We start from the raw sequence: 22,739 nt of genomic DNA, 5'->3' as shown, positions 1-22,739 counted from the left end.
ATAGGTTTGCAGACTACTCTTTATTCAACACGGATCAGGGGATACCTCAATGAAAATTATCGCTTTTGGTGCAAGCAGCAGTTCTACTTCGATTAACCAAGCGCTGGCTACTTTTGCCGCCGCTCTGGTTGATGGCGCACAAGTACAAGTGTTGAATATCAATGATTACGCTGTACCTATGTTTAGTGAAGATTTGGAAAAGGAACTGGGTCATGCGGCAGGCGCGCAAGCCTTTTTAGATGATTTGGCACAAGCGGATGCCTATGTTATCTCATTTGCTGAGCACAATGGCCATCATCCTGCCGCCTATAAAAACCTGTTTGATTGGGCGACCCGTATTAATCGTGCGATGTTTGCTGACAAGCCGGCGGTTTACTTAGCCACCTCACCAGGTCCTGGTGGTGCAAAATCGGTGCTTGCCGCGGCAACCGCTGCTGCCCCTTTCTTCGGTGGTAATGTGAAAGCTTCCGTTTCTGTGCCTAGCTTTTATGACAATTTCGATGTTGAGCAAGGGGTGGTCACCAATCCTGCGATAGTTGCTGAGCTGAAAGCGGCGGTCGCCAAGCTCTCCGCCTAAAAAATGGCCTATTAACGCTAAAATGAATAAAGCCTCGCAGTGCGAGGCTTGTTTGATCGACTTTTGATTGTTTGACTCTTGGATACACTCTTCCTACTTGAAGCTGCAGCGGGTTGGCGACGTTCGTTCTCCCCAATCACATAGTTTGTCTATGCTCATGGGGAATCACTCACTTGCCGCCTACCTGTAACTCCAAGTTGTTTGGGTATAGCTCGATTAAGCTTTCTGAGTCAGTGCTTTTCCTTTACGCAGTTTACGCACCCACATCCGACATGGGTGTAACTGTTCTAACAGATCAACGCTTAGTGGCAGAGGATCGCCACATATTTGTGAGGCGAGCAGCTCTGCCATCAGCGGTGCGCTACTTAAACCGCGTGAGCCAAGTCCAGCAAAAGCATAAAGCTGCGGATAGAGTGCAATCGGCTGCGCTTCTGGTTGCTGTGCTAACTCTCGGTATTGCTCGGTAATTTTTGCCAGTTCACCGATATTGCCAACCAAAGGCAGATGATCGCGACTCACACAGCGCACGCCTTGGCGTGATTGATTACCGCGAACATCCACTTCCAATGGCCAAGTTTGCTCAGGTAAGCAGTGGATCAGTTTTTGCGCATTTTCCTGCTGTGCTTGCGCATCAAACGTTAGCGTTAGGTTTTGCCGATCATAACTTGCGCCAATGCAGTGCTGACCATTTTGCTGACTGACTGGCGTCATATAGCCATCATAACAGAGCACACTGCTGATTTTGCTGAGCGTATTGGTGGTTGGAATATGGCTCACTTGGCCTTTGACTTTGCCGAGTGGTAAGTCGGCGGTTTGTGCCACACAGTCAAATTGATGACCACTGGCAATCACGACAGATTGATGTTGCATCACTTTATCGCCACTGTGCAGTTGCCATTGCTGTGTTTCAGGCAGCCAAGTTAGAGCATCAATCGGAGTGTGATAATAGACTCTGAGCTTACCGGCTTGTACTAACGTATTGAGTAGCCCTTGGGTGAGTTCAGCCGGACAGAGCCAGCCGCCAAGCGGATAATGTACACTGGCTTGATCCACTGGCACGCCGACTTGTTGATTGGTTTGCTCGGCGGATAAACCATGAACTAATGGTTCTGGGAAATCCCCTTTAAGCATACTGGTGAGTTTTTCGGTGGTTTTTTGATCCCACATTAATTGGGTCACCCCGCACCAAGCATGGTCAAAGCTTATCTGCTCTGCTGCTTGCTCAATAAATTGACGGGCAAACAGGAATGCGGGAGCAAATACGCGTGATACCGGGCTGTGATCGCCACTGAGCAGTGGATAGACTGCGCCTTGTCGGTTACCTGATGCGCCTTGCGCAGGTTTTTCATCGGCACAGTAAAGAGTGACGGCAATACCACGTCTGGCTAGGGTAGTTGCTAAGGTCGCACTGGCGATACCGCCGCCAATGATCGCCACTTCTTGTAGACCTTGCGTGGCGGTAAATCGAAATTCTGGCGCGATATTGGTGTATGGCAATTTCTCGTTCAGACGGCCGGCAAGCATTTCCCGCTTGGTGCCAAAACCTTTGACCTTTTGCATGGCAAAACCCGCTTCGATTAAGCCTCGGCGGACAAATCCGGCTGCCGTAAAGGTGGCGCAGCTACAGCCATTTTTCGCCAGTTTCGCCATACCTTCAAACAGGCTTTGATTCCACATTTCTGGGTTTTTGCTTGGCGCAAAACCGTCGAGGAACCATGCATCAACCAAACCTTGTTCTTGGATTGCCACTTTCGGCAGGCAGTCTTTAATATCGCCAAACCACAGATCGAGCGTGATCAGTCCATCGTCCAACACAATCCGCTGACACTCTGGAATGGCTAATGGGTAGTGCTGATGCAGCTTTTGTGCGAATGGTGCCAGCTCAGGCCATGCTTGATGGGCTTGGATTAAATCGTTTTTACTCAGCGGGTATTTTTCAAAACTAATAAAATGCAGTTGTTTGAGCTTAGCGCTGGGATTGCTGTGCCGAAATGCGACAAAAGCTTGCCAAACCGCCAGAAAATTCAGCCCAGTACCAAAACCAGTTTCCGCAATCACAAAGCGAGTTTGGTCATCATGGTGCCATCTTTGTGGTAGATGATTCTGCTCAAGGAACACATAACGTGTCTCGGCTAACCCATTGACGTTAGAGAAATAGACATCGTCAAATTGATCGGAGACTGGGGTTCCGGCTTCGTTCCAGCCAAGCTGGGCGTGAGAAATGGATGACATAGTGAACAAATTTTATTAAATCAAGCTGAATATGGGCTGAGATTGTACGAATTAATGGGAAAGCTGACCACTTCTGTTATTCTTCTTCGCTATTATCTAGCCAAATTTATACAATAGGAATGTTACATGAAACGAGTCGTCATCACCGGTATGGGTATTATTTCGAGTATCGGTAACAACGTCGAAGAAGTTTTAGCCTCACTAAAAGCTGGTAAGTCAGGCATTACTGCCTCTGAACAGTTTAAAGAGCATGGCTTGCGTTCACAGGTATGGGGTGATTTAAAAATTAACCCACAAGAGCATATTGATCGTAAGCAAATGCGTTTTATGGGTGATGCGGCTGCGTATGCATATCTATCTCTTGAGCAAGCGATTGCGGATGCGGGTCTGACTGCTGAGCAAGTTTCCAATGATCGTACCGGTATTGTTGCTGGCTCTGGTGGCGCATCGTCTGAAAACCAAATGATCGCGGTGGATACGCAGCGTGAAAAAGGCGTTAAGCGTGTTGGACCTTACATGGTGCCTCGTACCATGTCTTCTACCGTTTCTGCATGTTTGGCAACGCCATTTAAAATTCGCGGTGTGAACTATTCCATCAGTTCTGCTTGTGCCACTTCTGCTCACTGTATTGGTCATGCGGTTGAACTGATCCAACTGGGTAAGCAAGACATCGTATTTGCCGGTGGCGGTGAAGAGCTGTACTGGTCACAAACTATGATGTTTGATGCGATGGGCGCGCTGTCGACCAAATACAACGAAACCCCAGAAAAAGCCTCGCGGACTTACGATGCGGATCGCGATGGTTTTGTGATCTCTGGTGGCGGCGGTATGGTGGTCGTGGAAGAATTGGAACACGCGTTGGCACGTGGTGCCACCATCTACGGTGAAATCGTTGGTTATGGCGCGACATCAGATGGCTACGATATGGTGGCTCCATCGGGTGAAGGTGCGGTGCGTTGTATGAAAATGGCAATGCAAGATGTTGATAAAATTGACTATATCAACACTCACGGCACCTCTACCCCAGTGGGTGATGTGAAAGAGCTCGGCGCCATCCAACAAGTGTTTGCTGGTAACAGTCCTGCTATTTCAGCCACCAAAGCGATGACTGGTCACGCACTGGGTGCGGCAGGGGTACATGAAGCAATTTACTCTACCTTGATGTTACACCACAGTTTTATTGCGCCAAGCATCAACATTGACACCTTGGATGAAGCGGCACACGGTCTCGATATTGTGACGGAAATGCGTGAGCAAGCGCTGACCACTGTGATGTCGAATAGCTTTGGTTTTGGTGGCACGAATGCAACCTTGGTGATCAAAAAGTACCAAGGCTAAGTGCCCCAATCCAACCTAGTTTCCAGAACAGATTAGTTTCACTAATCGCAACAGACGCAGACTTTGTTCCATGGAAAGCGGAACAAAATCCTTAGGTTCTGGATGTTTACCCGGTGGCTTAGGCCTCCGGGTATTTTTATTCTCGACAGCCTCCACGCTTTTCTGCACAATGCCCGCAACTTTGATTGCCGTAAATTCCGACGATGAAAATTCTAATTGATGAGAACATGCCTTACGCTGAAGCACTGTTTAGTCAGCTTGGTGACGTGATTTTAAAACCGGGTCGTAGCTTAACGGCCGATGATTTGATTGATGTCGATGCCTTAATGATTCGCTCGGTTACTAAGGTGAATCAGGCGCTGCTAGCCAAAGCCAATCGCTTGAAGTTTGTTGGCAGTGCGACGGCGGGGATGGATCATGTTGACCAAGCGTTACTGGCCGAACGTGGTATTTTCTTTACCGCGGCCCCTGGCTGTAACAAGGTTGGGGTGGCGGAATATGTGTTTAGCGTACTGATGGTGCTGGCACAGCAGCAAGGTTTTTCTATTTTTGATAAAACGGTTGGCATTGTGGGAGCCGGGCAAGTGGGCAGTTATTTAGCGCACTGCTTGTCTGCAATTGGGATCAAGGTCCTGCTCAATGATCCCCCGAAACAAGCACAAGGCGATCCGCGCAGCTTTACTGAGCTGGATGCTCTACTCGAACAAGCGGATGTGATCACTTTACACACGCCAATTACACGCGAAGGTGAATGGCCGACCCTGCATTTGATTAATGAGCCGATCTTACAAAACTTACGCAGTGATCAAATTTTGATTAATGCAGCCCGGGGCCCAGTGGTCGATAACGCAGCGCTTAAAGCGCGTTTGCAGCAAGGTGATGGTTTTACTGCGGTGTTAGATGTGTTTGAATTTGAACCGCAAGTGGATATGGAATTGCTGCCCCTGTTGGCATTTGCTACCCCGCATATTGCCGGCTATGGTCTGGAAGGTAAGGCGCGTGGTACCACCATGATTTTCAACAGCTATTGTACGTTTCTTGGTCGAAAACTGCATGCGGATCCAGCCAGTTTATTGCCTCGCGCTCCTGTGCCTAAGGTCTATCTCGATCGTGCATGGAATGAAGTAACGCTGCATACGCTGACCCAAATTATTTATGATGTGCGCCAAGATGACGCACTGTTTCGCCGCGAGATCCATCAACCCGGAGCGTTTGACTTAATCCGCAAACACTATTGGGATCGACGTGAATACAGCGCGGTGACATTAACCGGAGGTGCTGAGTGTGATTTGGCTCCTTTGGCTAAACTCGGTTTTCAAGTAGAGGTATGTGATGAGCCAACAATTTAATGTTGCCATTTTTGGCGCAACGGGCGCCGTAGGCGAAACCATGTTGCAAGTGTTGCAGGAACGTGAGTTTCCTGTCGCGGAACTTTTCTTGCTGGCCAGTGAGCGCAGTGAAGGTAAAACCTATCGCTTTAACGGTAAGACAGTGCAAGTGCAAAATGTCGAAACCTTTGATTGGTCACAAGTGCATATCGCGCTATTTTCGGCCGGTGGTGATCTATCGGCACATTGGGCTCCGATTGCGGCTGAAGCGGGCGTGGTGGTGATCGATAACACCTCACATTTCCGGTATGACTATGATATTCCTCTTGTGGTACCGGAAGTGAATCCACAAGCGATTGCTGAGTTTCGTAACCGCAATATTATTGCCAACCCGAACTGCTCCACCATTCAGATGTTAGTCGCGCTAAAGCCGATTTACGATGCGGTTGGCATTGAGCGGATTAACGTGACCACTTATCAATCGGTTTCTGGTGCAGGTAAAGCGGGGATTGATGAGCTGGCGGGACAAACGGCCAAGCTACTCAATGGTTATCCTGCAGAAACCAATGCCTTTAGCCAACAGATCGCATTCAACTGTATTCCACAAATCGATCAATTTATGGATAACGGTTACACCAAAGAAGAGATGAAGATGGTATGGGAAACCCAGAAAATCTTCAATGATCCGTCGATCATGGTTAACCCAACTTGTGTACGAGTACCGGTGTTTTACGGCCATGCGGAAGCGGTACATGTCGAGACTGGCTCGCCGATTGATGCAGAGCAAGTACTCGATCTGCTTGAACAAACCGCTGGGATTGAAGTGTTCCGTGGCGCCGATTTCCCAACCCAAGTGCGTGATGCGGGCGGAAGAGATGATGTTTTGGTTGGCCGAGTGCGTAATGATATCAGCCATCATAGCGGAATTAACTTGTGGGTAGTGGCCGATAACGTACGTAAAGGTGCTGCCACCAATGCAGTGCAAATTGCTGAGCTGTTAGTGCGCGATTATTTGTAAACGACCTTGATGAGCACTCATTTATAACAAAACCCACCGGCTGGTGGGTTTTGCTTTATCTGGCTCTCGCTATCTAAACTAGGCTTGGTGTAGCGATTTATTTCGCTGGGCGATGGGCGTTAGGGTTGTCTTTGCAGTTGCCTTGACTACCGCACTTACCGTACAGATACAGGCTGTGGTTGGTCAATTGCACATTGTATTTTGCCGCGATCTCTTTTTGGCGCTGTTCAATCACATCATCCGAAAACTCGATCACCTCACCGCAGTCCAGACACACTAAGTGGTCGTGGTGATGTTGAGATGAGAGTTCAAACACCGACTTACCACCTTCGAAGTGGTGGCGGGTTACAATGCCGGCATCATCAAATTGGTTCAGAACTCGGTACACGGTGGCAAGACCAATCTCTTCGCCAAGATCAATCAACTTTTTGTACAGTTCTTCAGCACTAATATGTTGGCATTCTGGTTGTTGTAAAACTTCTAAAATTTTAAGCCGTGGAAGGGTAATTTTAAGACCCGCATTCTTTAGCGCTTGATTGTTGTCTGACATATACTTTCCTGTTGATGTTCTGCCGTGATAAATCGCTGCTACATGAGGTTAATCGTTGTCAAATCCACGTCAACTGTCGTATCGGTCAATATTTCTCACTGGCTATTTAGCTGCATCTCAATTCGTTGGGGATAACAGAAATTGATGTTGAACTGCATTATAGGTGAGTCGCAGTGAACAATAAACCACGAACTTCAAGCGGTTAATTGGAAGCCTGCACCTTCGTGTCAACACATTGCAACAGAATACGGATTTCACGGTTTGCTGTTTCTCCAGTATGGGGGCAATGGTTATCCACATTATTTCGCAATAGTGAGTGATAACGGTGCTTGCTTTAGCTGCAGTCTAGGCTACTCAAGGTATGAAGAAAATACTCTTGAGACGTTATCTCGCGAATAGTGTGAAGTCGCTACGGAACTGTAGAGCACTTTTAGTGGCTTTGGTGGTGAGAGATTGGATGGTTTAGGTGTAGAGTTTGGATTAATAAAAACATCCCCTGGCAAAAGCAGGGGATGTTAGGTCTATGCTGCCATCCAACTTAGTCTTCCAGTTCAGCCAAGCACATCTCTTGATAAACTTGGTTTACCCATTGGGTGACACGTTGTTCGGTGAGTTCTGGTTGGCGATCTTCATCGATACACAGGCCAATAAAGTGGCTTTCATCGGCGAGAGCTTTAGAGGCTTCGAATTCATAACCTTCGATTGGCCAGTGACCGACGATGGTTGCGCCTTTGGCTTGCACGATATCACGTACACTTCCCATCGCATCGCAGAAATACTCTGCGTAATCTTCTTGGTCGCCACAACCAAAAATTGCAACAAGTTTGGTTGAAAAATCAATGGCTTCTAACTCAGGAAAAAAATCATCCCAGTCACACTGAGCTTCACCGTAATACCAAGTCGGAATGCCTAATAACAGCAAGTCGAAGTTGTTAATATCTTCTTTGCTGCTTTTAGCAATATCTTGTATGTGAACCAGTTTTTTACCGAGTTGTTTTTGAATCATCTTTGCAATCGCTTCGGTGTTGCCGGTGTCGCTGCCAAAGAAGATACCTACACTTGCCATAGAATCATTACCTTTAGATTGTTAAAGAGTCGAGAGGCTTGGTTGAGCTTAACCTAGTCCACCGCCTTCCCAAGTCAATTGAATTATGCCTTTGGCGACAAAGCCTGCGCACCCTAAAAAGAGCACTAACCATACGATACGACGTCCTAATAAGGGAACATTGGCTTGTTTCAACACATCTTTAATCGCCATTCCGATCAGGAAAAACAGCGAAGCAAACAACAGATCGAGTCCAATCGCCTCTAATGTGTTGATATCGTCGTAAAGCATGCACATTCCTTGATGCCAAATTACTTGCGCGCACTATACCACTGTTAGCCGACAAAGTTAATCGGCGTAGTGTTTCTCAATTCACTTCGTCGCGGCGTGCGGTCAATCGATAAATTTGCGGATCGTGCGCAGTACCTCGTTTGGTTTTTCTGCGTGTAACCAGTGACCGGTATTGGAGATCACATGCGCTTTGGCTTGGTTAAACTGCGCTTGTACTATCGGTTGGTGTTGCGCAGTCAGGTAATCAGAATCTGCCCCTTTAATAAATAAAGTTGGAATAGGACAAGGGGCGATCATCTGCCAGCCTAAAATGTCGGCATAGTTCTTTTTTAACGCCGCGACATTGAAGCGCCAAGTCATCACATTGTGTTCTGCTTGCAAAGATTTGCCAAGAAACTGTCGAACGTCCTCTTGCTCAATGTGCTGGGTAAGCAGTGACATCACTTCACTGCGCGAAGTAGGTTTTTGTGCCAACACTGCCTCCAGCGCAGCGAACACCTGATCGTGACGGTGCTGGTGGTAGGCGACCGGTGACATATCCAATACCACCAGTTGTCGAATTTTTTGCCGAGCAAGCTCGGCGAGTTTCATTGCGACTTTACCGCCCATTGAGTGGCCAATCACAGTCACTGCCGTGAGGTCGAGATGCTCAAGCAATTGGTTCACATCGTGTGCCATCAATGGATAATTATGGGCATCACTATGGAACGATTGTCCATGGTTACGCAGATCCAGACTCAGGACTTGATGATCTCGTTTGAGATCACGAGCCAGTAAGCCAAGATTATCCATGCTGCCAAATAGGCCGTGGATCAAAACAACGGTATTACCGCTGCCTTCAAGTTTGTAATTAAGAAGTGCTGACATTTTATCTTATTAGTGATTGGTTTAACGTAGAGTCTCAGTCAAGATCTCGCTATAATCCGCAAAAGTTTAAACATAGAGATTGTGAAAAGCGAATGAAAACAATTGAGGTTGATGAGGATCTATACCGTTACATTGCCAGTCAAACGATGCATATTGGTGAAAGTGCTTCCGATATTTTGCGTCGTCTACTCAATGCTGACCGTGGTGAGTGGGTTGTTACACCGCCGGCAGAACCGAAAGGATTAGTGGTGAGCAAAGATGCTGCGTTAGAGACCAAAATTGATAGCGTAAAAGCGATGCGTTCGCTACTGATTTCCGATGAGTTTGCTAGACTGAAAAATGCGATCGATCGCTTTATGTTAGTTTTGTCGACCCTATACCGCATCGACGCTATTAGCTTTTCTGCCGCGACGATGGTTAAAGGTCGTAAGCGAGTTTATTTCGCGGATAATCAACAGACATTATTGGCGAGTGGCCAAACGACTAAGCCTAAGTCGATTCCTAACACGCCATTTTGGGTGATCACTAACAACAACACCAGCCGTAAGCAACAAATGGTAGAGCAGGTGATGGTGCGGATGGGGTTCCCAAGTGACATTATTGAGAAAGTGACTCATTCGATTTAATTTTTGCTAATCACAGCCAAAAATTCTGATTTAAGCCTCATAATGCGTAGCGCTATGCCGTTATATTATGGGGTTTTATTTTAGACAAAATTTAAACAAAGGATGTCACTATGGCGATGCACCCTCGTGCTGGACAAAAGGCGCGACAAGAGGATCTGCACAATATCCCTGCGCTAGTTGCAAATTATTACTTACTCCAGCCAGAAGCTGGCAATCTGGCGCATAAAGTCGAATTTGGTACCTCGGGGCACCGTGGTACGTCAGATAAAACTACGTTTAATGAACAGCATATTTTAGCGATTGCCCAAGCGGTAGCCGATGTGCGCCGTGCACAAGGGGTGACCGGGCCGATCTTTATTGGTAAAGACACGCATGCGTTGTCAGAGCCTGCGTTTAGTAGTGTCTTGGAGGTGCTGATTGCCAATGGTATCGAAGTCATCGTGCAGCAACATAACGGCTACACCCCGACACCGGGGATTTCCCATGCGATCTTAACTTACAATCGTAAGCATACTGCGCAAGCCGACGGTATTGTGATCACGCCATCGCACAATCCACCACAAGATGGCGGCATTAAATATAACCCACCCCATGGCGGCCCTGCGGAAGGTGAATTAACTCAAGCGATTGAAGATGGTGCCAACGCTTATATCAGCGCCAATCTTAGTGGGGTCAAACGTATGCCGTTGGCTTTGGCATTACAATCGCCACTGTTTAAGCAAGTCGATTTGGTTAAACCATATGTTGATGATCTGGTCAATGTGATTGATATGGCGGCGATTCAACAGGCCAAGCTAAAAATCGGGGTTGATCCTCTTGGTGGCAGTGGTATCGATTATTGGCGTCAAATTGCGCAAGCCTATCAGTTGGATATTACTTTGGTCAGCGAAGCGATCGACCCAAGTTTCCAATTTATGTCACTGGATAAAGATGGGGCAATCCGTATGGACTGCTCTTCGCCTTATGCGATGGCGGGCTTATTGGCGTTGAAAGATGAGTACGATTTAGCGTTTGGTAATGATCCAGACTACGATCGCCACGGTATCGTTACGCCTAAAGGCTTGATGAATCCCAACCATTTCTTAGCGGTGTGCATTGATTATTTGTATCGTCACCGTCAAGGATGGGCAGAGCATGTCGCGGTTGGTAAAACATTAGTTTCCAGTGCCATGATTGATAAAGTGGTGGCCGATCTTGGTCGTGAATTGTGTGAAGTGCCGGTTGGCTTCAAATGGTTTGTTGATGGCTTGTACTCTGGGCGTTTTGGCTTTGGTGGTGAAGAAAGTGCGGGAGCTTCTTTCCTACGTCAAGATGGTACACCTTGGTCGACCGATAAAGATGGCATCTTGTTATGCCTATTAGCGGCAGAAATCACGGCGATTACCGGCAAAAATCCACAGCAATATTACGATGAGCTGGCGGCTAAACATGGTGAATCTCACTACAGCCGTTTGCAAGCGGTGGCCAATGGGCCGCAGAAGAATGTACTGAAAAAACTCTCACCGGAGAAGGTGGCAGCGCAAACATTAGCTGGTGATCCAATCACCGCTCGTTTGACGCATGCACCGGGCAACGGCGCAGCGATTGGCGGTTTGAAAGTGACCTCCGATTATGGCTGGTTTGCTGCCCGCCCTTCCGGTACCGAAGATATTTACAAGATTTATTGTGAGAGCTTTAAAGGGCCAGAGCACTTACAGCAAATCGAATCTGAAGCGCAGCAGATTGTGAACCAAGTGTTTAAAGACGCCGGTTTATAACCGAACTGTGAGGATGAAAATAAGGGGCGCTGACATCGCCCCTTTGTCTTTTATATCGCTTAATAATTTGTATGATACAGCAAGCCTAAACGTGGATGGCCTTGAGATATTCCACTCTGCTGCTCAATGGATTACAAGATGAACAATTTACAGCTAGAAGCTTTGCTAAATGAGACATTGTCACCACAGTTAATCAAAGATTACTGTCCTAACGGTTTGCAAATTGAAGGTAAAACTCAGGTGCAACGGATTGTTACCGGAGTGACGGCCAGCTTGGCTTTAATCGAGGCGGCGATCGAGCACAATGCCGATGCGTTGTTAGTCCACCACGGTTATTTTTGGAAAAGTGAGCCGGAGGCTATCCGCGGTATGAAAGGTCGCCGCATCCGTACCCTGATCCAAAATGAGCTCAACTTATATGCATACCATCTGCCTTTAGATATCCATCCACAACTGGGCAATAATGCACAATTAGCCCAGCGCTTAGGAATTTGTGTTGAAGGTGGTTTGGAAGGGCATCCGCAATCGGTGGCGATGTTTGGTCGCTTAGCTTCACCATTGACTGCACAACAATTTGCACAGCGAATTGAACAAACCCTTAATCGAGCACCGTTGCACATTGCTCCTGAGCAAGCGGATAAGTTGATTGAAACGATCGGTTGGTGTACCGGTGGTGGACAAGATTACATTGAGTTGGCGGCCAGTCGTGGCCTCGATGCGTTTATCTCCGGAGAGATCTCGGAGCGTACCACTTATGCGGCACGTGAACAGTCGATTCACTATTTTTCAGCGGGCCATCATGCGACTGAACGTTACGGAATTAAAGCGTTAGGGGAATGGTTGGCACAACATCACGGACTCGATGTTACCTTTATTGATATTGATAATCCGGTGTAGTGCTCAGCATGCTCACCGCCTTAGGTGGTGATTTAAGGGTGGCCATATCAACTAGAGCGAGATGACCTCGCTCTAGTTGTATATCAGTGGCGTGATGGATCACCGATTAGGATCACGAATGGCGTTCATGCAATGGTAGGAAATCACGTAATTGTTGACCAGTGTACAACTGACGTGGACGACCGATGCGGTTGTCTGGATCGCTGTGCATCTCATTCCAGTGCGCAATCCAACCTATGGTTCGTGACATAGCAAAGATCACGGTAAACATTGAGATAGGAATACCGATCGCTTTAAGAATAATACCAGAGTAAAAATCGACATTCGGGTAGAGTTTTTTGTCGATAAAATAGCTGTCAGACAGGGCAATACGCTCCAATTCCAAGGCGACATCCAGTAGCGGATCTTGAATATTCAACTCTTTGAGCACTTCGTGGCACGCTTCGCGCATGACCGTTGCGCGTGGGTCATAGTTTTTATAGACCCGATGACCAAAGCCCATCAAACGGAAAGGATCATCTTTATCTTTCGCACGTCGGACATACTCCGGAATTTTATCGACTGAGCCGATCTCTTCCAGCATACGTAAACATGCCTCATTCGCGCCACCGTGAGCAGGCCCCCACAGAGAAGCAATCCCTGCAGCGATACAGGCAAATGGGTTCGCTCCCGATGACCCGGCCAAACGTACAGTAGAGGTGGAGGCATTTTGCTCATGGTCGGCGTGCAAAGTAAAAATCTTATCCATGGCACGTGCGACGATGGGGTTAACTTCATACTCCTCACAAGGAGTCGCAAACATCATATGTAAAAAGTTTTCTGCGTAACTCAAGTCATTACGTGGATAGATAAACGGCTGACCGACTGAATATTTGTAACACATTGCGGCCAAGGTTGGCATTTTTGACAGCAGACGATAAGCCGCGATTTCTCGATGGGTATCGTTGTTGTTATCGAGTGAATCGTGATAAAACGCCGCTAACGCACCAACTACACCACACATTACCGCCATTGGGTGTGCATCACGGCGGAAGCCGTGGAAAAAGCTGGCGATCTGTTCGTGTACCATAGTGTGGCGAGTTACGATTTTTTTGAATTCTTCATATTGCTTGCGATTTGGCGCCTCACCGTACAGAAGGATGTAGCACACTTCTAAGTAGTCCGCGTTATTGGCGAGCTGATCGATCGGGTAACCACGATGCAATAAAATACCTTTATTGCCATCGATGTAGGTAATTTGAGACTCACAAGATGCAGTGGCAAGAAAGCCTGGGTCAAAAGTAAAGTAGCCGTTGGCGCCTAAGGTGCGAACGTCGATGACTTGTGGGCCAAGAGAACCATCCATTATCGGCAATTCGATTGGCGCTTTACCTTCAATGTGCAGGGTCGCTTTCTGATCCGCCATAACCATCTCCTTTGTTTGTTATTTAATCCGTCCAGGATCTTTGTGTGTGATTCTTGTACGTCTGATCTCAGGCAAAGTCAATGCTTGTCCTCTGATGTGTGCAGTCACTTTGATTTTTTACCGTGCTAAAGTTAAAAATATGTTCCATGCGGCAGAACTTGTTAAATCAACTGTACTAAAATGTTGCAGTCTGGGTTTGGCGAATAAATTTACTGTTAGGCCTATAAATTCAAGGGAATAGAGATATGTTATGCTGATATTTCAGCCTTGAATGAAATAGTTAAATGGCCGTTACCTTGATAATTTACTGGTTGATGTGTTGTTTAAATGTTAATCAGCGTGTTGTTATACCCAAACAACTTGGAGTTGCAGGTAGGCGGAAAGTGAGTGAGTCCCCATGAGCATAGACAAACTATGTGATTGGGGTGAACGAACGTAGCTAACACCGCTGCAGCTTCAAGTATGAAGGGTATATTTGAGATTGACAGACCAAGCTTGATTATCGACATAACACAGTTTTACGATCGCTCTATCGAATATTAAGCCATTTATAGATGGCTGGGTGGCAAGCTTTTAAAACAGAGCAACGTTTATCGGATCTTGATGATACATTTAGCGTTTTTCGTTGCCACGGTATTATGAATTGTGTCAGTGTTTGCCTTAAAGGTTTGAATCCAACCCAAGCGATGAGAGATATTCAGTTTCAATCCATCCATCGTGCGGCTTAAATTGAAGATTGCAGGCGTTAGCGTCTGCTTTGTGTAGCTCGGCGCAGACCGTAGCAAACGTGAAAACAACTGATTAAGGGAAAAAAATGCACAATAGCGTGATGAAGGCATGGCTCGAGTCTTCACATTTGGCTGGCGCTAATGCAACTTATGTAGAGGATCTCTACGAATTGTATCTCAGTGATCCCGATCTGGTGAGTAATGAGTGGAAACGTGTGTTTGAGGAGTTGCCTGTGCACTCCAGCAATGTGGTGGAACAACCACACTCACGGGTTCGTGACTACTTCCGACGGCTCGCGCAAGAGAGCAAGCATTACAGTGCCCAAGTGAGTGATCCTGAAGTCGATGCAAAACAAGTTAAAGTTTTACAGCTCATCAATGCATACCGCTTTCGCGGCCATGAAGCCGCGCAATTGGATCCGCTCGGTTTATGGCAGCGTCCTGACATCGCAGAACTGAATCCACTATTTCATTCTTTAACCCAAGAAGATTTACAAGCCACTTTTAATGTCGGCTCTTTTGCTATCGGCCAGGAGACCATGCAACTGCAAGAGATCCACCAATCGTTGCAAAACATCTATTGTGGTGCGATGGGGGCAGAGTATATGCATATCACCGATACGGAGCAGAAGCGTTGGATCCAGCAACGTTTGGAGCCAGTGGTTGGTCGTCCAGCATTTACCCAGCAAGAAAAGCAAACTTTCCTTGAAGAGCTCACCGCCGCGGAAGGCCTTGAGCGCTATCTTGGTGCGAAGTTTCCAGGTGCCAAACGTTTCTCTTTAGAAGGGGGGGACGCTTTAGTGCCAATGACCAAAGAGCTGATCCGCCAGGCAGGTGCAAGTGGCATGCGAGAAGTGGTGATTGGCATGGCACACCGTGGTCGTTTGAACATGCTGGTGAACGTGCTGGGTAAAAAACCACAAGATCTGTTTGATGAATTTGCAGGCAAGCATGCCGAAGGATGGGGGACTGGGGATGTCAAATACCATCAGGGTTTCTCGGCAGATTTTGCGACGCCAGGTGGCGATGTTCATTTAGTTTTAGCGTTTAACCCGTCCCACCTAGAAATTGTGAATCCAGTGGTGATGGGTTCGGTACGCGCCCGGCAAGATCGCTTAGGTGACCAAGATGGCAGTAAAGTCTTGCCGATCACCATTCATGGTGACTCGGCGATTGCAGGGCAAGGCGTGGTGGCCGAAACCTTCAATATGTCACAAGCGCGTGGTTTCTATGTCGGCGGTACGGTGCGGATTGTGATCAACAATCAAGTCGGTTTTACCACTTCTAATCCACGCGATACGCGCTCAACGATGTACTGTACCGATATTGCCAAAATGGTTCAGGCTCCCATTTTTCACGTAAATTCAGACGATCCGGAAGCGGTCGCTTTCGTCACTCGCTTAGCCTTGGATTATCGCAATCAATTTAAGCGCGATGTGGTCATCGATCTGGTGTGTTATCGTCGTCATGGTCATAACGAAGCGGATGAGCCGAATGCCACGCAGCCGCTGATGTACCAAAAAATCAAAAAACATCCGACCCCGCGTAAATTGTATGCTGATGTGTTGACTGAGCGTGGTGAGTGCTCGCTCGAAACCGCTACGCAACTGGTCAATGAATACCGTGATGCGTTAGATCGCGGTGAGGTGGTGGTCAAAGAGTGGCGACCCATGGCGATGCATTCGGTGGATTGGTCGCCATACCTTGGCCATGATTGGACAACCCCATGGCAGAACGCATTTGCGATGACACGATTGCAAGATCTCGGTCGCCGAGTGTGCCAATATCCAGACAGCCATGTTCTGCATAGCCGAGTTGAAAAAATCTATCAAGACCGCTTAGCGATGATGGCTGGCGAAAAAATGTTGGATTGGGGAATGGCGGAAACCCTAGCTTACGCGACGTTACTCGACGAAGGAAAACGCATCCGCATTTCTGGGCAAGATTCCGGTCGTGGAACCTTTTTTCATCGTCATGCCGTGCTGCACAACCAAAATGATGCCAGTACTTATATTCCATTGACGCAAATCCATGCTGGCCAAGGTCCGTTTGAAGTGTACGACTCTGTGCTATCCGAAGAAGCAGTATTGGCATTTGAGTATGGTTATGCAACGGCGGAACCCAGTGGTTTAACCGTATGGGAAGCCCAGTTTGGTGACTTTGCCAATGGGGCGCAGGTGGTGATCGATCAGTTCATTTCGTCAGGTGAGCAAAAATGGGGACGTTTATGCGGCCTAACCATGTTGTTACCACATGGCTATGAAGGGCAAGGCCCTGAACACTCTTCAGCACGTTTAGAGCGCTATTTGCAATTATGTGCTGAGCAAAACATGCAGGTGGTGGTGCCATCGACCCCCGCGCAGGTATACCACATGCTGCGCCGCCAAGTTGTGCGCCCAATGCGTCGGCCACTGGTGGTGATGTCGCCTAAGTCTTTGCTGCGTCATCCATTATGTGTGTCGAGTGTACAAGAGCTAACCGATGGCACGTTCCAGCCAGCCATTGCTGAAATCGACCATTTAGAGGCGACGCAAGTCAAGCGGGTAGTATTTTGCTCTGGTAAGGTTTACTACGACTTACTTGAGCAACGCCGAACCAATCAGCAGCAAAATGTCGCGTTAGTGCGTATTGAGCAGCTCTATCCTTTCCCACTGGACGATGTACAAGCGGCGATTGCCGATTACCCGAATGTATTGGATTACGTCTGGTGTCAGGAAGAGCCTCAAAACCAAGGGGCTTGGTACAGTAGCCAACACAATTTCCGCGCAGCAATCCCCGCAGGTGCCGAGCTGAAATACGCCGGTCGTCCTGCTTCAGCATCGACTGCGGTTGGCTATATGTCACTGCATATGAAACAACAAAAAGCGTTGCTTGAAGACGCGCTAAACTTAGCCTAAGAACGAGAAGTATAAGGAAGAGACGATTATGACCATTGAAATTCTGGTTCCAGATTTGCCTGAATCCGTCGCAGATGCCACGGTGGCGACTTGGCATAAACAGCCGGGCGATTTCGTTGCGCGTGACGAAGTGATTGTGGATATTGAAACGGACAAAGTGGTACTGGAAGTCCCGGCTCCTGAGGCTGGAGTGTTGGAGGTAATTCTAGAGCCAGAAGGGGCGACAGTATTATCAAAACAGCTATTGGCCCGCTTAAAGCTGAGTGCGATTGCCGGTGAGCCTACTCAAGATTCGCCAGATGCGACCCAACCGTCACCCGATAAACGCCATAAAGCAACGCTGAGTGAGGAAAGTAGTAATGCGCTCAGTCCAACCGCCCGCCGTTTGTTAGCTGAGCATAATTTACTCGCTGATCAAGTTAAAGGCTCTGGAGTCGGTGGTCGTATTACCCGGGAAGATATTCAGGCCCATTTGGCAGCGACGTCGGCACCCGTTGCGATAGTGGCACCTGCTACCATGGTTGTGGCAGAGTCTAGCACTGGCCGTACCGAGAAGCGCGTCCCAATGACCCGGCTGCGTAAGCGGATTGCCGAGCGTTTGTTAGAAGCGAAAAATAGCACCGCGATGCTCACGACGTTTAACGAAGTCAACATGAAGCCGATCATGGAGATGCGCCAGCAATATCAAGATGTGTTTGAAAAGCGCCATGGGATCCGGCTCGGTTTTATGTCGTTCTTTGTGAAAGCGGTAACTGAAGCGCTCAAGCGCTATCCTGAGGTGAATGCATCTCTGGATGGTGAAGATATTGTCTATCACAACTATTTTGATGTCAGTATTGCCGTATCGACACCGCGTGGCCTTGTTACCCCAGTGCTGAAAGATTGCGATAGCTTGAGCTTGGCGCAAATTGAAAAAGGTATCAAAGGGTTATCTGAAAAAGGCCGCGATGGTAAGTTAACAGTTGAAGAGCTGACGGGCGGTAACTTTACCATCACTAATGGTGGTGTGTTTGGTTCGCTGATGTCGACACCCATTATCAACCCACCGCAGGCTGCGATTTTAGGTATGCACAAAATCCAAGATCGCGTGATGGTGGTGGATGGTAAAATGGAAATCTTACCGATGATGTATCTCGCTCTGTCTTACGATCACCGCTTAATTGATGGTCGTGAATCGGTGGGTTTCTTGGTAACGATTAAAGCACTGCTCGAAGATCCTGCTCGTCTGTTGCTGGACGTTTAAGTGGCGTGAATGTCAGTGGTTGAGTGAGATTTTGGTCAGGCATGTATCATGTCTGACCTGATATCGGCTTAATGTTGACCGCTTGCTCAAATGGCTTAGCCACCGTACAGTTCAGTCACCGTGAACGCTATGGAAGATAATCAATAAATGGAACAACACAATGAATTTGCATGAGTATCAAGCTAAACAGCTGTTTGCAGAATTCGGTTTACCGGTACCGGAAGGCTACGCTTGTGATACGCCACAAGAAGCGTTTGAAGCCGCCGGACGCATTAGCAGCGTTAAGAAAGTCGTAAAATGTCAAGTTCACGCCGGTGGACGTGGTAAAGCGGGTGGCGTGGAATTACATGACAGTAAAGAAGGGGTAAAAGCGTTTGCGCAGAAGTGGTTAGGTCATCATTTAGTCACTTATCAAACCGATGCTCAAGGTCAGCCAGTGTCGAAAATTTTGGTGGAAGAAGCCTCTAACATTGCTAAAGAACTCTATTTAGGGGCGGTGGTGGATCGCTCAACACGTCGCATTGTTTTTATGGCTTCGACCGAAGGTGGCGTGGAGATTGAGAAAGTCGCACAGCACACACCAGAGCTTATTTATAAGATGGCGATCGATCCATTGGTTGGCCCACAAGCTTATCAAGGGCGCGAGTTGGCGTTTAAGCTCGGTCTGCAAGGCGATCAAATCAAACAGTTTGTGAAAATTTTCATCGGTCTGGGTGAGATGTTTATGCACTACGATCTCGCGCTGCTGGAAATTAACCCATTGGTTATTACCCAAGAAGGCAATTTGTTGTGCCTAGATGGCAAGATCAATATCGACTCAAATGCGATGTTTCGCCAGCCTAAACTGCGTCAGATGCATGATGCTTCTCAAGAAGATGTGCGTGAAGCCCATGCCGCGAAATGGGAGCTCAATTATGTCGCTCTGGATGGCAATGTTGGCTGTATGGTGAATGGTGCAGGACTGGCGATGGGCACGATGGATATTGTCAATTTGCACGGTGGTAAACCTGCGAATTTCCTTGATGTGGGTGGTGGTGCGACCAAAGAGCGAGTCGCCGAAGCGTTTAAAATTATTTTGTCTGATACCCATGTCAAAGCGGTACTGGTGAATATTTTTGGTGGCATTGTGCGCTGCGATATGATTGCCGAGGGCATTATTGGTGCGGTTAAACAAGTTGGCGTCAGTGTGCCAGTAGTGGTGCGTCTTGAAGGCACTAACGCAGAGCTTGGTCGTCAGCGATTGGCGGCCTCTGGTTTAGATATTATTGCTGCGGAATCACTGACTGATGCAGCGCAAAAAGTGGTTGCTGCTGCGGAGGGAAAATAATGTCGATTCTTATCAATAAAGACACCAAAGTGATTTGTCAGGGCTTTACCGGAGGGCAAGGCACTTTCCATTCAGAGCAGGCACTGGCTTACGGCACACAAATGGTGGGCGGCGTTTCACCCAGTAAAGGCGGGACGACTCACTTAGGCTTACCGGTATTTAACACGGTGCGCGAAGCGGTTGAACAGACGGGGGCAACCGCCAGCGTCATTTATGTTCCTGCGCCATTTTGTAAAGATGCGATCTTAGAGGCTATCGATGCCGGCATTAGCCTGATTGTCACGATTACCGAAGGTATTCCAACACTGGATATGCTAGAGGTCAAAGTGAAACTAGAGCAGACCGGAGTGCGGATGATCGGCCCTAACTGCCCTGGAGTGATCACTCCTGATGAATGCAAGATTGGTATTATGCCCGGTCATATTCATCATAAGGGGAAAGTGGGCATTGTCTCTCGCTCTGGCACCTTGACCTATGAAGCGGTCAAACAAACCACCGATGAAGGTTTTGGACAATCGAGCTGTGTCGGAATTGGTGGTGATCCGATCCCAGGATCGAATTTCATTGATATTCTGCAGCTGTTTGAAGATGACCCCGAAACGGAAGCGATTGTGATGATTGGAGAAATTGGTGGCACCGCTGAAGAAGAAGCGGCGGCATTTATCAAAACCAACGTTACTAAACCAGTCGTCTCTTACATTGCAGGGGTGACCGCTCCTGCGGGTAAGCGGATGGGACACGCTGGTGCGATCATCTCTGGCGGTAAAGGTACTGCGAAAGAGAAATTTGCTGCGTTGGAATCTGCGGGTGTGAAGACAGTAAAAAGTCTGGCCGACATTGGCAAAGCGCTGCGTGAAGTGACCGGCTGGTGATGCTGCTGGTTATGATGATTGGTTAGTTAGTCTCACCGAGTAACCATTCGCCCCGATCTCAGATCGGGGCGAATGATTTAAGCTGTCAGTTGATTAAGTTACCAGTTAATTAAATTGCTAGCGGATTAAGCGACTCGCTTAAATTGAGTCAAGACGAATAACCCAGCGGCACACACCACCACCGAAGGACCCGCTGGCGTATCAAAATGCCAAGATAGGGCGAGCCCACCCACTACGCTCACCATGCCAAGTAAGATGGCCCAACCCGCCATCGCTTCAGGGCTACGCGATAGGCGACGTGCAGTAGCGGCAGGAATAATCAGCAGCGACCCCATGATCAACGCCCCAACAAACTTCATACCCACGGCAATCACCAAACCGATCAATAGCATTAGGATCAGGCGCATTAAATCGGTATTGATTCCTTCGACAAAGGCGAGTTCTTCATTGACACTGGTTGAGAGTAGAGGGTGCCAAAGTAGGTAAACAATTAGGCTAACGATAGCAACACCGAGCCAGATAAAGGTTAGATCGGATGTGGAGATGGCCAACAAATCACCAAACAGATAGCTCATTAAATCGATACGGACATGATCTAGGAAACTCACCGCAATCATACCGAGCGACAAAGCACTGTGCGCCATAATGCCCAATAATGTATCGGTGGCAATTATAGTCTGTTTTTGCATCGCGACTAAAAGGGTCGCCATGCCCAAACAGCACACTAATAAAGCCAGATACAAATTAATCTCAAGTAAAAAACCTAATGCGAGGCCGAGTAATGAGGCATGAGCAAGGGTATCGCCAAAATAGGCCATTTTGCGCCAGACGACAAATGAGCCGAGTGGGCCTGCAATGATCGCAATCCCAAGTCCAGCAAGCAGAGAAGGTAATAGAAGTTCAATCATGAGTATGGTGACCGTGTGAATGATTGCAGCAAGCGCTGGCTTTACCTTGCACTGGTTGACCAGCAAGATCGTGATGGTGGTGCTCGTGATGGTGTTGGTAAAACGCCAGCGTTTCACGGCTGCGATGACCAAACATTGCCAAATAACTGGGATGTTGGGCGATGTTTTCTGGTGAGCCAGAGCAGCAAATATGATGCTGTAAGCAAATGACTTCATCAGTTTTCGCCATCACTAAGTGTAAATCATGGGAAACCATTAATACCGCACAGCCAAAACGATTACGTAACGTATGGATAAGATCGTATAAATCGATTTGTCCTTGAACATCCACCCCTTGAGCTGGCTCATCTAATACCAATAAATCCGGTTGTTGTAACAGTGCTCTGGCCAGTAATATACGCTGCGTTTCACCACCGGACAGCTTATGCATATCATGCTGTTGTAGATGTTCTCCACCAACTAAACTTAGTGCTGCAGTTAATTGTTGGTGGGTAAAGCGCCCAGCGAGGCGTAAGAAACGCTCGACGCTGAGTGGCAGAGTATCATTGAGTTTCAGTTTTTGTGGTACGTAGCCGATACGAATTCCAGCTTGGCGAATCATTTTGCCTGAGCTGATCTCTTGTAACCCCAAAATGACTTTGACCAGCGTCGACTTACCCGCGCCATTGGGGCCAATGAGGGTCGTGATTTTACCTTTAGTCAGAGTCAGTTGGATCTGATCCAGTACGCGTCGCTGCTCAAAATTGACGCAAATTTGCTGCAATTCAATCAAATTAGCCATTAATAGAACTCATTTGCAAAATGGTTATGTTATAAAGTAACATTATGCCTCA

At 47.7% G+C, this 22,739-nt stretch carries 19 protein-coding genes and 1 pseudogene; 12 read left to right on the top strand and 8 right to left on the bottom strand.

Features of this window, described 5'->3' with window-relative positions:
- Positions 1–49 precede the first annotated feature (49 nt).
- The gene (locus G7083_RS02120) at positions 50–577 is read left to right on the top strand and encodes an NADPH-dependent FMN reductase (protein WP_166013366.1); all 528 of its coding nucleotides are present in this window, start codon (positions 50–52) and stop codon (positions 575–577) included.
- Between the two features lie 216 nt (positions 578–793).
- Here G7083_RS02120 and mnmC read toward each other — a convergent pair whose 3' ends face one another.
- Positions 794–2,809 (bottom strand): bifunctional tRNA (5-methylaminomethyl-2-thiouridine)(34)-methyltransferase MnmD/FAD-dependent 5-carboxymethylaminomethyl-2-thiouridine(34) oxidoreductase MnmC, encoded by a 2,016-nt coding sequence (gene mnmC / locus G7083_RS02115; protein ID WP_166013365.1) that lies wholly within the window; start codon positions 2,807–2,809, stop codon positions 794–796.
- 126 nt (positions 2,810–2,935) lie between these two features.
- Here mnmC and fabB point away from each other — a divergent pair, with 126 nt between their 5' ends.
- From fabB to G7083_RS02100, 3 genes are all read left to right on the top strand, one after another.
- Positions 2,936–4,147, top strand: coding sequence for a beta-ketoacyl-ACP synthase I (gene fabB / locus G7083_RS02110; RefSeq protein WP_166013364.1), 1,212 nt, complete (start codon positions 2,936–2,938; stop codon positions 4,145–4,147).
- 203 nt (positions 4,148–4,350) lie between these two features.
- Positions 4,351–5,496 carry a 4-phosphoerythronate dehydrogenase gene (locus tag G7083_RS02105; protein WP_166013363.1) on the top strand — a complete coding sequence of 382 codons (1,146 nt, stop codon included), beginning with the start codon at positions 4,351–4,353 and terminating at the stop codon, positions 5,494–5,496.
- A complete protein-coding gene (locus G7083_RS02100) occupies positions 5,480–6,493 on the top strand; it encodes an aspartate-semialdehyde dehydrogenase (RefSeq protein WP_166013362.1) in 1,014 nt (337 codons plus the stop codon). Before G7083_RS02105 ends, G7083_RS02100 begins: the two co-directional genes overlap by 17 nt.
- Before the next feature lie 97 nt (positions 6,494–6,590).
- Here the strand turns inward: G7083_RS02100 and fcrX are convergent, their stop codons facing one another.
- The 4 genes from fcrX to G7083_RS02080 all read right to left on the bottom strand — a co-directional run bounded on the left by fcrX (position 6,591) and on the right by G7083_RS02080 (position 9,246).
- A complete protein-coding gene (gene fcrX / locus G7083_RS02095) occupies positions 6,591–7,043 on the bottom strand; it encodes a ferric iron uptake transcriptional regulator FcrX (protein WP_166013361.1) in 453 nt (150 codons plus the stop codon).
- Between the two features lie 538 nt (positions 7,044–7,581).
- The gene (gene fldA / locus G7083_RS02090; RefSeq protein ID WP_166013360.1) at positions 7,582–8,109 is read right to left on the bottom strand and encodes a flavodoxin FldA; all 528 of its coding nucleotides are present in this window, start codon (positions 8,107–8,109) and stop codon (positions 7,582–7,584) included.
- A gap of 48 nt (positions 8,110–8,157) precedes the next feature.
- Positions 8,158–8,379, bottom strand: a complete 222-nt coding sequence (locus G7083_RS02085) for a DUF2788 domain-containing protein (RefSeq protein WP_166013359.1) — start codon at positions 8,377–8,379, stop codon at positions 8,158–8,160.
- A 102-nt stretch (positions 8,380–8,481) separates the two neighbouring features.
- Positions 8,482–9,246, bottom strand: coding sequence for an alpha/beta fold hydrolase (locus G7083_RS02080; protein ID WP_166013358.1), 765 nt, complete (start codon positions 9,244–9,246; stop codon positions 8,482–8,484).
- A 92-nt stretch (positions 9,247–9,338) separates the two neighbouring features.
- Here G7083_RS02080 and seqA point away from each other — a divergent pair, with 92 nt between their 5' ends.
- From seqA to G7083_RS02065, 3 genes are all read left to right on the top strand, one after another.
- The gene (seqA, locus tag G7083_RS02075) at positions 9,339–9,872 is read left to right on the top strand and encodes a replication initiation negative regulator SeqA (protein ID WP_166013357.1); all 534 of its coding nucleotides are present in this window, start codon (positions 9,339–9,341) and stop codon (positions 9,870–9,872) included.
- 110 nt (positions 9,873–9,982) lie between these two features.
- Positions 9,983–11,629: a phosphoglucomutase (alpha-D-glucose-1,6-bisphosphate-dependent) gene (gene pgm / locus G7083_RS02070; RefSeq protein ID WP_166013356.1), complete on the top strand. Its 1,647-nt coding sequence runs from the start codon at positions 9,983–9,985 to the stop codon at positions 11,627–11,629.
- 138 nt (positions 11,630–11,767) lie between these two features.
- The gene (locus tag G7083_RS02065) at positions 11,768–12,526 is read left to right on the top strand and encodes a Nif3-like dinuclear metal center hexameric protein (protein WP_166013355.1); all 759 of its coding nucleotides are present in this window, start codon (positions 11,768–11,770) and stop codon (positions 12,524–12,526) included.
- Positions 12,527–12,638: 112 nt separating this feature from the next.
- On the opposite strand, the gene G7083_RS02060 is transcribed toward G7083_RS02065, so the two are convergent.
- Entirely contained in the window at positions 12,639–13,931 is a 1,293-nt protein-coding gene (locus G7083_RS02060) for a citrate synthase (RefSeq protein WP_166013354.1), read from the bottom strand.
- A 578-nt stretch (positions 13,932–14,509) separates the two neighbouring features.
- Here G7083_RS02060 and sdhB point away from each other — a divergent pair.
- From sdhB to sucD, 5 genes and pseudogenes are all read left to right on the top strand, one after another.
- Positions 14,510–14,659: pseudogene (gene sdhB / locus G7083_RS15050) on the top strand (succinate dehydrogenase iron-sulfur subunit); the annotation flags it as partial.
- 86 nt (positions 14,660–14,745) lie between these two features.
- A complete protein-coding gene (sucA, locus tag G7083_RS02050) occupies positions 14,746–17,556 on the top strand; it encodes a 2-oxoglutarate dehydrogenase E1 component (RefSeq protein WP_166013353.1) in 2,811 nt (936 codons plus the stop codon).
- A 28-nt stretch (positions 17,557–17,584) separates the two neighbouring features.
- Positions 17,585–18,799, top strand: coding sequence for a 2-oxoglutarate dehydrogenase complex dihydrolipoyllysine-residue succinyltransferase (gene odhB, locus G7083_RS02045; RefSeq protein WP_166013352.1), 1,215 nt, complete (start codon positions 17,585–17,587; stop codon positions 18,797–18,799).
- A 160-nt stretch (positions 18,800–18,959) separates the two neighbouring features.
- Positions 18,960–20,126 carry an ADP-forming succinate--CoA ligase subunit beta gene (sucC, locus tag G7083_RS02040; protein WP_166013351.1) on the top strand — a complete coding sequence of 389 codons (1,167 nt, stop codon included), beginning with the start codon at positions 18,960–18,962 and terminating at the stop codon, positions 20,124–20,126.
- On the top strand, positions 20,126–20,998 hold the full coding sequence (sucD, locus tag G7083_RS02035) for a succinate--CoA ligase subunit alpha (protein ID WP_166013350.1): 873 nt from the start codon (positions 20,126–20,128) through the stop codon (positions 20,996–20,998). The genes sucC and sucD overlap by 1 nt, the downstream gene beginning before the upstream one ends.
- A gap of 125 nt (positions 20,999–21,123) precedes the next feature.
- Here sucD and znuB read toward each other — a convergent pair whose 3' ends face one another.
- On the bottom strand, positions 21,124–21,906 hold the full coding sequence (znuB, locus tag G7083_RS02030; RefSeq protein WP_166013349.1) for a zinc ABC transporter permease subunit ZnuB: 783 nt from the start codon (positions 21,904–21,906) through the stop codon (positions 21,124–21,126).
- Positions 21,899–22,687, bottom strand: a complete 789-nt coding sequence (gene znuC / locus G7083_RS02025; protein ID WP_166013348.1) for a zinc ABC transporter ATP-binding protein ZnuC — start codon at positions 22,685–22,687, stop codon at positions 21,899–21,901. The genes znuB and znuC overlap by 8 nt, the downstream gene beginning before the upstream one ends.
- Positions 22,688–22,739: the final 52 nt, after the last annotated feature.

It is taken from the genome of Vibrio sp. HDW18 (assembly GCF_011306175.1).
In the GTDB taxonomy this organism is placed as follows: domain Bacteria; phylum Pseudomonadota; class Gammaproteobacteria; order Enterobacterales; family Vibrionaceae; genus Vibrio; species Vibrio chanodichtyis.
This window is presented reverse-complemented; position numbering and strand designations above follow the sequence as displayed.

Excerpts from the sequence above, each read along its gene's own strand:
- G7083_RS02120 (WP_166013366.1), top strand. The coding sequence starts at position 50 with ATGAAAATTATCGCTTTTGGTGCAAGCAGCAGTTCTACTTCGATTAAC.
- mnmC (WP_166013365.1), bottom strand. The coding sequence starts at position 2,809 with ATGTCATCCATTTCTCACGCCCAGCTTGGCTGGAACGAAGCCGGAACC.
- fabB (WP_166013364.1), top strand. The coding sequence starts at position 2,936 with ATGAAACGAGTCGTCATCACCGGTATGGGTATTATTTCGAGTATCGGT.
- G7083_RS02105 (WP_166013363.1), top strand. The coding sequence starts at position 4,351 with ATGAAAATTCTAATTGATGAGAACATGCCTTACGCTGAAGCACTGTTT.
- G7083_RS02100 (WP_166013362.1), top strand. The coding sequence starts at position 5,480 with ATGAGCCAACAATTTAATGTTGCCATTTTTGGCGCAACGGGCGCCGTA.
- fcrX (WP_166013361.1), bottom strand. The coding sequence starts at position 7,043 with ATGTCAGACAACAATCAAGCGCTAAAGAATGCGGGTCTTAAAATTACC.
- fldA (WP_166013360.1), bottom strand. The coding sequence starts at position 8,109 with ATGGCAAGTGTAGGTATCTTCTTTGGCAGCGACACCGGCAACACCGAA.
- G7083_RS02085 (WP_166013359.1), bottom strand. The coding sequence starts at position 8,379 with ATGCTTTACGACGATATCAACACATTAGAGGCGATTGGACTCGATCTG.
- G7083_RS02080 (WP_166013358.1), bottom strand. The coding sequence starts at position 9,246 with ATGTCAGCACTTCTTAATTACAAACTTGAAGGCAGCGGTAATACCGTT.
- seqA (WP_166013357.1), top strand. The coding sequence starts at position 9,339 with ATGAAAACAATTGAGGTTGATGAGGATCTATACCGTTACATTGCCAGT.
- pgm (WP_166013356.1), top strand. The coding sequence starts at position 9,983 with ATGGCGATGCACCCTCGTGCTGGACAAAAGGCGCGACAAGAGGATCTG.
- G7083_RS02065 (WP_166013355.1), top strand. The coding sequence starts at position 11,768 with ATGAACAATTTACAGCTAGAAGCTTTGCTAAATGAGACATTGTCACCA.
- G7083_RS02060 (WP_166013354.1), bottom strand. The coding sequence starts at position 13,931 with ATGGCGGATCAGAAAGCGACCCTGCACATTGAAGGTAAAGCGCCAATC.
- sucA (WP_166013353.1), top strand. The coding sequence starts at position 14,746 with ATGCACAATAGCGTGATGAAGGCATGGCTCGAGTCTTCACATTTGGCT.
- odhB (WP_166013352.1), top strand. The coding sequence starts at position 17,585 with ATGACCATTGAAATTCTGGTTCCAGATTTGCCTGAATCCGTCGCAGAT.
- sucC (WP_166013351.1), top strand. The coding sequence starts at position 18,960 with ATGAATTTGCATGAGTATCAAGCTAAACAGCTGTTTGCAGAATTCGGT.
- sucD (WP_166013350.1), top strand. The coding sequence starts at position 20,126 with ATGTCGATTCTTATCAATAAAGACACCAAAGTGATTTGTCAGGGCTTT.
- znuB (WP_166013349.1), bottom strand. The coding sequence starts at position 21,906 with ATGATTGAACTTCTATTACCTTCTCTGCTTGCTGGACTTGGGATTGCG.
- znuC (WP_166013348.1), bottom strand. The coding sequence starts at position 22,687 with ATGGCTAATTTGATTGAATTGCAGCAAATTTGCGTCAATTTTGAGCAG.